Consider the following 8,881-nt stretch of genomic DNA (forward strand, 5'->3'; position numbering starts at 1 on the left):
CGTCCCACCCGAGGGCCTCGGCGCGTGGATCGCCGCCGGCTGCTGGGGATGCTCGGCGGCGGCGCGGCGGCACTGCTCGCCGCACGCGCGGCTCCGGTCCCGCCGGCCCACACCACGCCGCCGCCACCGCCTCGGCCCCCGGCGCCGCGACGCCGGGGCAACCGCCTGTACGCCGAACCCGTCGGCCGGGTCACCGGGCAGCACTCCCCGAACCGCACCGGCGAGAGTGCCGCGGTGTACGGCACCGATCTGGGTATCTCCTGGGCCGACGGGTCCGGCGGGGTGCTGGTCGCCTTCGGCGACACGTTCGGGCGCGGGTGGTCGGGCGCGGGCGGCGCCGCCGGCCCGGGTGCCACGCCCGCGGAGGCGGACTGGCGCAGCAACGTCCTCGCCCGGTCGGCCGGCTCCACCCTGGCCGCGGGCATGCGGCTGGACTCGTGGCTGACCGACCGTCCCGGGCACGCCCGCCAGGTCATCCCCCGCGACGAGCGGCCGGGGGTGCGCGAGTTCACCGTCATCCCGACGGCGGGGATCTCGGTCGGGCGGCGGAACTTCATGGCGTACATGTCGGTCCGCGGATGGGGCGCGCCGGGCCGGTGGCGGACCAACTACGCCGGGATCGCGTACTCCGACGACGTGGGGGAGACCTGGCACAAGCCCGACGCGGTGCGCTGGGCGAACCTGCCCGACGGGTCTCAGGGGTGGCAGATGTGCGCGTTCGCCCGCGACGGCGGCTTCGTCTACATCTTCGGCACCCCCAACGGGCGGGCCGGTCCGGTCCGGCTGGCCCGTGTTCCGGAGGACGCGGTGCTGGACCTGGGTGCCCGCGAGCAGTGGACCGGGGCCGGCTGGACGCGGGACCAGTCCCGGGCCGCGGTGGTCATCCCCGCACCGGCCTCCGAGCTGTCGGTGATGTTCCACTGGGCGTCGGGCCGGTGGCTGGCCGCCCATTACCACGAACGCCTCGACGCCATCGTGGTCCACACCGCGTCGCGGGTGACCGGGCCGTGGTCGCCGCCGCACGTCGTGGCCACCGCCGCGGACTGGCCCGCCCTCTACGGGGCGTTCTTCCACCCCTTCTCGGCCATGGACGACACGCCCTACTTCCAGATGAGCCAGTGGTGGCCCTACAACACGATGCTGATGCGGCTGCACCTCGAGGCCTGAGGGAAGATCACCGGCCGGCGGTCCGGAGCCGGTCAGTGGGTGTGCGGGGCGTCCAACGTGGTCCGCACGCGCACGGTCGGGCGCCGCGCCGGGCGCTTGCCGGCCGGCTGCCCCTCGGGGGCCTCGCGGTGCTTGTACCGCAGGATGCGGTCGTAGTGGTGCAGGGCCAGTCCCCGCGCGTACCGGCGGGCGATGTCCGGCATCGGCGAATCGGTGTCGCCGACGCCGAAGACGGTGCCCGGGTAGTCCAGCCGGCCCATCAGCGCCCGGATGCGTTCCCAGTCGCCCGGGGGGATCAGCTCGGCGGGGTCGCCGCCGGCGAACCAGCCCATCGGCACCGCCGTGCCCGGGCCGACCACGGTGTTGACGTGGACCACCGCGTGGAACTCGAGCTCTGCGCCCACCCCGATGCGTGCCCCGTTGAACACCACCGCCCCGGTCGCGATCCGCGTGTCGCCCTCGACCACACACCCGGTCAGCGAGGCGTGCGGACCGACCAGCACGTGGTCGCCCAGGCGGGTCTGATGACCCGGAACCCCCCGGACGACGGCGTTCTCCATGACGACGCAGTTCTCCCCGATCTCGACCGGGCCGCCCTCGGCGGTGACCACGGCACCGAACAGCACCCGGCTGTGGGCCCCGATGGTGACATCACCGCAGAGCACCGCGGTCGGCGCGACATAGGTCGACTCGGCCACCCGGGGGGTCTTGTGCCGATGCTCCACGAACACGGCGCCGCGCCCCACCACGCGCGGTGGTGACTCGTACTCCTCCGCGACCACATCCATCACCCCACCCGCCCCTGGGCACAACGCGGGGACCCTGCCGCAGCACGGTTATCGGAACCCGCGCGAGGACGACTGACGTTACGCCCGGCGCCCAGGGACGACAAGGAGGCCCGATCGGCTCTCCGGGCCGCCCGACCAGGTCACGCAACGCTGCCCGCGCCCGGCCCCCGGGGTGCGTCGATGGCGGCGGAGGGGTTGCGCTAAGGTTCTCCCATCGCACCGACACGGTGCCGATGCGGACGTAGCGCAGCTGGTAGCGCATCACCTTGCCAAGGTGAGGGTCGCGGGTTCGAATCCCGTCGTCCGCTCGGAGGAACCTCGGGTCTCCGCCGGACTTCCAGGTCCTGAATCCTGCGGAACGCGTCCGGAGGAACCGGGCGGAGTGGCCGAGTGGTTTAGGCAAGGGCCTGCAAAGCCCTGTACGCGGGTTCGATTCCCGCCTCCGCCTCGGGCGATTAGCTCAGTGGGAGAGCGCTTCCTTGACACGGAAGAGGTCACTGGTTCAATCCCAGTATCGCCCACCACGAATGAAAGGCCCCCGACGACTGTCGTCGGGGGCCTTTCTCACCGTCGGATCCGTTACGCGCCGGTCTGTCCTGCCGCCTGCTCGCGTACCGCGATGGGCGCGCCCGCCAGGTCCTCCTCGTTGCACAGCAGTTTGACGTCGTAGTACGGCGCCCCGTCGCGGTCGTCGTAGTCCAGGTGGATCGCGATCACGTCCACGGGTTCGCCCAGCCACTCCTGGGCGCCGCGCAGCCACGTCGCCGACCGTTCCAGCGCGCTCGGCAGGTCGTCGTCCCGGAACTGCACCGGCCGGTACGGGACCTGTTGCACCGCGTCACGCGGATGTGCGGGCCGGGGCAGGTTCGAGGCCACGCCCGCGTCGTCGAGATCGAGTTCGATCGGCTTGTCACTCACCGGCCCAGCGTGTCCCGGCCGGGCGGGTGAAGCAAGTACGCGCGGACGTGTCGTGGCTCGTGGTCCGGGGGTCCGTCCCTCGGCGGTTGGCCGCCCAGGTGCCACCACGCCACGATGCGACGGCGCGGCGTCGCATCGTGGCGTCGTGGCATCGCGTGGGCGAACCGAGCGAGGAGACACCATCATGAGCATCGCGATCGTCGGTGCGGCCCAGGGCGAGACCGTCTCGGTCGGCCCCATGCGGATGCGCATCCTCGAGGACGGCGGGCGCACCGAGCACCGGCTGGGTCTGGTGGAGCTGACCATCCCACCGCACGTCGACGGACCACCCCAGCACGTCCACCACAAGCACGACGAGACGTTCTACGTGATCTCGGGCGCCCCGAGCTTCACCTGCGGCACCGAGACGATCACCGCCGAACCCGGCGCGCTGGTCGCCGCGCCGATCGGGGCGCCGCACACCTTCGCCAACCCGGGCGACGTCCCGGCCGTGCTGCTCTGCACCGTGACGCCGGATCTCTACATCGACTACTTCCGGCAGCTCGAGCGGCTGTCCGGGGATCCGGGGGGACTCGACCCGGCGGCCGTCGCCGACATCATGTCCAGATACGCCACCGAGGTCGTGCGGCCCGCACACTGACCGCCTCCGGCGCCGGAGGTCCCGACGGTTCCCGCACCCCGTTCGCTGCGCTGCCCGGTCCGCCCGCTGTGGCGGCGGAGGCCGGCGTGGAGCGAACCCCTGCTGATCCGGATCGCGCACGCCGTCGGGCAGCTGGCCACGCGGTGACCCTCCGCTGATCGGCCGAGCCGGGTACGCCCGGTTGCGCAGCGTGAGTAGCGGTCCCTCGAAAGTGGTACGCGGCCGATACCGGAGAACGCGGCCGACGCCCGCGGGAGCGGCAGGCCCTCCTGGGCGGGCCGACCGAGAAGGGACGTGACCTGATGGCCAACACCATGACGCGCACCGCCACACGCGCCACCGGCGGTGCCCGCCGGGCCGGCCGCGCGGTGGCCGCCGATCCTGCGCGCGAGGTCGCCCGCGCGGCGATGAGCGAGGCCGGCAGGCGGGTGCTCGGGGTCGTCGTCGACCGTGCCGTTTCGCGGGTCGAGGGTGTCGCCGACCGGCTCGACGACGTCGCGGAGGGCGGCATCGGCCTGCGCGAGGCGCTGACCGGTAGGCCCGCCCCGCCCCGTTCGGCCCGCAAGGCCGCCACCGGGAAGACCGGGCCGGGCGTGCGTGCCCGGGTCGGTGCCGCATTCGGTCTCGTCGTGCTCCGCGCCGTCCAGATACTGCAGTTCCTGCAGCGCCTGGCCCTCCACCTGCTCGAGGCGCTGCGTCGCCTCGCCCGCCGGCCACGTACGGCCCCGGCCGACCCGGCTGCCGCCGGCGCCGAGCAGGACGGGCCGGCCGAGGGCGGCGAACCGGGCGAGCAGGTCCGGGCCCCGCGGGGCCGCGGCCTGCGGAGGCCGCGCACCGGCACCTCGGGCCCGCAGCCGGTGCGTTCGGTGCCCGCCGAACCCGTCCCGGGGCGTGGCGGGGCCCGCCCGGGATCGCGGACGGAGCGGACGGAGGGCCGCGGGCGGCCGAACCGGGCCGACCGCGGTGAGTAGCACCGCCGTTCGCCCGGCCGCCCGGGAGCCCGCGAGGCAGACCGTGCGCCGGGCACCGGCGGCCCCACGCGGTCCCGCGCCGTCATCGACCGAGCAGCTGAAGGCGAGCCTGCGGCAGTTGCTCGCCACCCTCCTCGACCGGGCCGTCGGGATCGCGCTGGACAAGGTCGAGCGGCTGGCCCGCTCCCTCGACGACATCGCCGCACGCGGCGGGGTGGGTCTGAACGCCCTGCTCGGAGGTCTGCGATCCACCCTCGAGGGCCGCAACCCGCTCTGGGGGGCGGTCACCGGGGCGGTGTCGGCGCTGAGCACCGGGGCCAAGATCGCGCTGGTCGCCGCGCTGGTCCTGGCGCTGCTGCTGCTGCCCGTGACGGTCGTCCTGCTGCTGCTGGCCCTGATCGTCGTGGCCGTGGTGGCGGCGGTGCGGTCCGGGCGCGCGGGGCGGTGACCGCGGCCGCGACGGGCACGTGCAGGGTGGCGAGACCGATCATCCGCGCTGGGTGAGGCCATCGCGGTCCGTGACCGCGACGATCGGGCGGGTGAATCCGGCGGTGCTCGTCCTGGCGCTGTCCAGCGTCGTGCGCCCGACGAGCATGGCCGCGCTGTACGCCATGCTCAGCTCCCGCAACCCGCGGCGGCTGCTCCTCGCCTATCTGCTGGCCGGTCTGGCGTTCACCCTGGCTGTCGGGATCGGAGTGGTCGCGGTCCTGCAGGGGGAGGTCCCGTCGATCGCCACGCTGCAGTACCCGGCGTTCGTCGACATCGTGCTCGGAGCCGCCGCCCTCGGGTTCGCCGTCGGGAAGTGGACCGACCGGTTGCCGCGGGCGCGCCGCGACCCGGATCGCTCGCACCGTCGCGGCTCGTGGGTGCGCAGCCGCCTCGACGACCTGTCGACGACCGGTGCGGCCCTGGCGGGTGTGGTGACCCACCTGCCCGGCCTGATCTACCTCGCGGCGCTCAACGCGATCGTCGCCACCGCCGCCACCGTGGCCGGCGGAGTCGTGCAGGTCGTCGTGTACGACGTGATCTGGTTCAGCACCGCGATCGGCACGCTGACGGTGTCGGTGTTCCGGCCCGAGAAGGCCCGTGAGCTGGTCGACCGCGTCGGCGGCTGGGTGCACAACCACGAGCGGGCGATCGTCGTCGGCGTGTTCGGCGCCGTGGGCGTCTACCTGCTCGGCAAGGGGATCGTCGAGCTGTCCGGGTGAGGCCCGGCCGTGTCGCGCGTCTCGCAGAGGAGTAAACCGTGCCCGCTGCGGGCATTCCCGGGTGTCCGCGCCCCGCGCGCGCGACCGGTGGCCTGCGGGCCGCCGCCCTTGACGGGACGCAGACCCGGCGCCTGCGCGCGGCGGAAGGTGCAGACAGCGATGGCGGCGACGGTCGTCGAACACCGGCCCCCGCGGCCGCGCAGGCGCAGCCAGGCCGAACCGGCGCCGCCGGCGACCACCTCACGACGCCGAGTCGAGGTGCTGGACAAGGAGATCCTGCTGCACGGTCAGCGGGTCACCTACCGGGAGAGCGGTGCCGACTCCGGCGGGCCCGTCGTGGTGCTGCTGCACGGCCTGGCCGGCAGCTCCACGACCTGGCAGCCGGTGCTGCCGCTGCTCGGTCGCCACCTGCACGTCATCGCGCCGGACCTGCTCGGGCACGGACAGTCGGCCAAACCACCGAACGGGGACTACTCGCTCGGCGCCTACGCAGCCGGGCTGCGCGACCTGCTCGTGGCGCTGGGCGTCGACCGGGCCAGCGTCGTCGGCCACTCGCTCGGCGGCGGCGTGGCGATGCAGTTCGCCTACCAGTTCCCCGAGTTCACCGAACGGCTCGGGCTGGTGGCCAGCGGCGGGCTCGGCCGGGAGGTGAACGTCGCGCTGCGGGTGGCGAGCCTGCCCGGGACGGCGGCCGTCCTGCAGGCGCTGCACGCGCTGACCCCACGCTGGGTGGCCCGGCTCGCTCACCGGGCCGCGGCGGCCATGCCGCTGACCTCGGCCGCCGATCTCGACGAACTCGCACTCGCGCTCGCCTCCCTCGCCGACGGCGGGGCGCGCGGTGCCTTCGTCCAGACCACGCGCAGCGCGCTGACCCTGGCCGGGCAGCGGCTCGACGGCCTGGCCCGGCTCTACCTGCTGCTCGACGCGCCGGTGCTGCTGGTCGGCGGGCGCAACGACACGACCATCCCGGTCGAGCACACGCTGCGCGCCCACGACCGGCTGCCCGGCAGCCGCCTGGAGATCTTCGAGTCCACCGGTCACTTCCCGCACGTCGAGCACCCGCAGCGCTTCGCCCGGCTGCTGCTCGACTTCCTCACCACCACGCCTGCGGCGTGTGCGGACCGGGAGTCGCTGCGGCTGCGGCTGCGCGGCGCCGAGGCACCGACGGCGTCGTGACCGACGCGGCGCCGCCGGCTGCGTAGGATCATCGCGGTCCGCACGACAGATCCGGGGTGCTGACATGACCGACCGGCTCGCCGTCCCGCGTGGCCACGTCGTGCTCGCCGACGCCGACAGCGAGACCTACACGTCGCTACGCCGTCGCGCCGTCTCCCGTGCCGAGCGGTACGAGATCGGTCGTGGGCTGCGCAAGCGGGTGCCGCGCCCGACGCTCGGGGAGTGGCGACCGCCGGTCGGCAGGCCCGACCCGGTGCAGCTGATCATGGAGTCGCACGAGGGCCGCCTGGGACGGCTCGTGCCCATCCGCGTCGGCCGGATGGTGGCCTCCCCGTACGGTTACCTGCGCGGGACCGCGGTGGTCATGGCCGAGGACGTGGCGCGCCTCCCGGCCACCGGGATCACCCCTGTCGTGTGCGGCGACGCGCACCTGGGCAACTTCGGCTTCTACGCCTCGCCCGAGCAGGACCTGGTCATCGACCTCAACGACTTCGACGAGGCCCACCCGGGCGCCTGGGAGTGGGACCTGCGTCGGCTGGTGGCCAGCATCTGGGTGGCGGGCCGGCAGAACGGATCCGGTGAGGACGATTGCGAGGCGGCCGTCGTCTCCTGCGTCGCGGCCTACCGCACGGAGGTGCGCGAACTCGCCGACCAGCCGTTGCTGTCCCGCTCCTACCAGCGCCTCGACGCCGACCGGCTGCGCGCGAGCGCCTCCGACGAGACGCTGCGCGCCGAGATCGAGCGGGCCGCGAAGCGGGCCCGGAACCGGACGAGTGACCGTGCGCTGCCGCGGTTCACCGAGGAGCGCGAGGGCCGCAGGCGCATCGTCGAGGAACCACCGCTGATCACCCGGGTCGGCCCGGGCGAGGCGGAGCAGCTCGCCGCCGGCCTCGACGACTACCTGGCGACGCTCGCCCCGCACTGGCGCCGCGCGCTCGGCGGCTACACCCTCGTCGACATCGCGCACAAGGTCGTCGGCGTCGGCAGCGTGGGGCTGCGCGCCTACGTCGCACTGCTCGAGGGCAGCAGTGCCGACGACGTGGTGTTCCTGCAGCTCAAGCAGGCCCGCCGGTCGGTCCTGGCGCGGTTCGTGCACGGCGACTCGGCGTGGCACGCCCACCAGGGGCAGCGGGTCGTCGAGTACCAGCAGGCGCTGCAGACCGTCAGCGACCCCCTGCTGGGGTGGACCACGGTGGACGGCCGGCAGTACTACGTGCGGCAGTTCCGCAACATGAAGGGCAGCGTCGCGCTCGACTCGATCGACGCCGCGGCACTGGCCGACTACGCCGGCATCGTCGGGCACCTGCTCGCCAAGGGGCACGCGCGGACCAGCGGGGCGTCGATGATCGCGGGCTACATGGGCACCTCGGACAAGGTCGACCTCGCGATGAGCCGCTTCGCCCGCGCCTACGCCGATCAGACCGAGGCCGACCACCAGGCTCTGGTCAAGGCGGTCGCGCGGGGGTTGCTGCCGGTGCAGCACGAGGCATGATCGACAGGCCGCTCGACGGGAGCGCAGCGGCCGGTCATACAGTGGCACCGGCGACGCGCCGGCGCTCGCACCCTCGCGCCCGTCGGCCGTAACGCCTGCTGAGGCCGTACCGCCTCGGACGATGAGCTCCACGATGGACCGTGCCGGTCGGCGGCCCCGGGGGCGGTGCAGGAGGAGGTCGGCGTGTCAGGGCGGTGGGGGGTCGCGGTCGGGGCACTGCTGGTTCTCGGGTGGGCCGCGATCAGTGCTTGGATCTACATGCGACACCGCGAACCACCCGTCGGGCGGCCCGCCCGCGCCGGCCTGGTCGCCGGGATGGCGGTCGTGGCCGTCGGGGTCGTCGCGGTCGCCTGGTCCGGCTCCGGCACGCAGGCAGCGGTGCCCGTCCCGGGATTCGGGCCGACCTCGACCGCGTCGTCGACCGCGTCGTCGACCGCGTCGTCGACCCCGCCGTCGACCCCGCCGCTCGCGAGCCCGGCGACGACGACTCCCACACCACCCACCGTCACGCAGTCCCCGCC

The 8,881-nt window shown here is 74.1% G+C and carries 9 protein-coding genes, 3 tRNA genes and 1 pseudogene; 11 read left to right on the forward strand and 2 right to left on the reverse strand.

Annotated elements, in window-relative coordinates:
- Positions 1-24: 24 nt before the first annotated feature.
- Positions 25-1,167, forward strand: a complete 1,143-nt coding sequence (locus HF526_RS33690; protein ID WP_338051935.1) for a DUF4185 domain-containing protein — start codon at positions 25-27, stop codon at positions 1,165-1,167.
- Between the two features lie 32 nt (positions 1,168-1,199).
- Here the strand turns inward: HF526_RS33690 and HF526_RS33695 are convergent, their stop codons facing one another.
- Positions 1,200-1,955, reverse strand: a complete 756-nt coding sequence (locus tag HF526_RS33695) for a gamma carbonic anhydrase family protein (RefSeq protein ID WP_169385709.1) — start codon at positions 1,953-1,955, stop codon at positions 1,200-1,202.
- Positions 1,956-2,190: 235 nt separating this feature from the next.
- Here HF526_RS33695 and HF526_RS33700 point away from each other — a divergent pair.
- The 3 genes from HF526_RS33700 (at position 2,191) to HF526_RS33710 (ending at position 2,479) form a co-directional block, all read left to right on the forward strand.
- Positions 2,191-2,263: transfer RNA gene (locus HF526_RS33700), tRNA-Gly, on the forward strand.
- Positions 2,264-2,331: 68 nt separating this feature from the next.
- Positions 2,332-2,403, forward strand: a tRNA-Cys gene (locus HF526_RS33705).
- A 1-nt stretch (position 2,404) separates the two neighbouring features.
- Positions 2,405-2,479: transfer RNA gene (locus tag HF526_RS33710), tRNA-Val, on the forward strand.
- 55 nt (positions 2,480-2,534) lie between these two features.
- Here the strand turns inward: HF526_RS33710 and HF526_RS33715 are convergent.
- On the reverse strand, positions 2,535-2,873 hold the full coding sequence (locus HF526_RS33715; RefSeq protein WP_169385710.1) for a hypothetical protein: 339 nt from the start codon (positions 2,871-2,873) through the stop codon (positions 2,535-2,537).
- Positions 2,874-3,057: 184 nt separating this feature from the next.
- Here HF526_RS33715 and HF526_RS33720 point away from each other — a divergent pair, with 184 nt between their 5' ends.
- The 7 genes and pseudogenes from HF526_RS33720 to HF526_RS34885 all read left to right on the forward strand — a co-directional run.
- The gene (locus HF526_RS33720) at positions 3,058-3,513 is read left to right on the forward strand and encodes a cupin domain-containing protein (protein ID WP_169385711.1); all 456 of its coding nucleotides are present in this window, start codon (positions 3,058-3,060) and stop codon (positions 3,511-3,513) included.
- Between the two features lie 302 nt (positions 3,514-3,815).
- Positions 3,816-4,484: a hypothetical protein gene (locus HF526_RS33725; RefSeq protein ID WP_169385712.1), complete on the forward strand. Its 669-nt coding sequence runs from the start codon at positions 3,816-3,818 to the stop codon at positions 4,482-4,484.
- 118 nt (positions 4,485-4,602) lie between these two features.
- Positions 4,603-4,932, forward strand: a complete 330-nt coding sequence (locus tag HF526_RS33730; protein ID WP_169385713.1) for a hypothetical protein — start codon at positions 4,603-4,605, stop codon at positions 4,930-4,932.
- Positions 4,933-5,002: 70 nt separating this feature from the next.
- Positions 5,003-5,692 carry a GAP family protein gene (locus HF526_RS33735; protein ID WP_169385714.1) on the forward strand — a complete coding sequence of 230 codons (690 nt, stop codon included), beginning with the start codon at positions 5,003-5,005 and terminating at the stop codon, positions 5,690-5,692.
- A gap of 159 nt (positions 5,693-5,851) precedes the next feature.
- Positions 5,852-6,868 (forward strand): alpha/beta fold hydrolase, encoded by a 1,017-nt coding sequence (locus HF526_RS33740; RefSeq protein ID WP_169385715.1) that lies wholly within the window; start codon positions 5,852-5,854, stop codon positions 6,866-6,868.
- Between the two features lie 64 nt (positions 6,869-6,932).
- Positions 6,933-8,360 (forward strand): DUF2252 domain-containing protein, encoded by a 1,428-nt coding sequence (locus HF526_RS33745; RefSeq protein ID WP_169385716.1) that lies wholly within the window; start codon positions 6,933-6,935, stop codon positions 8,358-8,360.
- Positions 8,361-8,543: 183 nt separating this feature from the next.
- Positions 8,544-8,881, forward strand: a pseudogene (locus HF526_RS34885) (hypothetical protein); the annotation flags it as partial.

It is taken from the genome of Pseudonocardia acidicola, assembly GCF_012911935.1.
Classification (GTDB): domain Bacteria; phylum Actinomycetota; class Actinomycetes; order Mycobacteriales; family Pseudonocardiaceae; genus Pseudonocardia; species Pseudonocardia acidicola.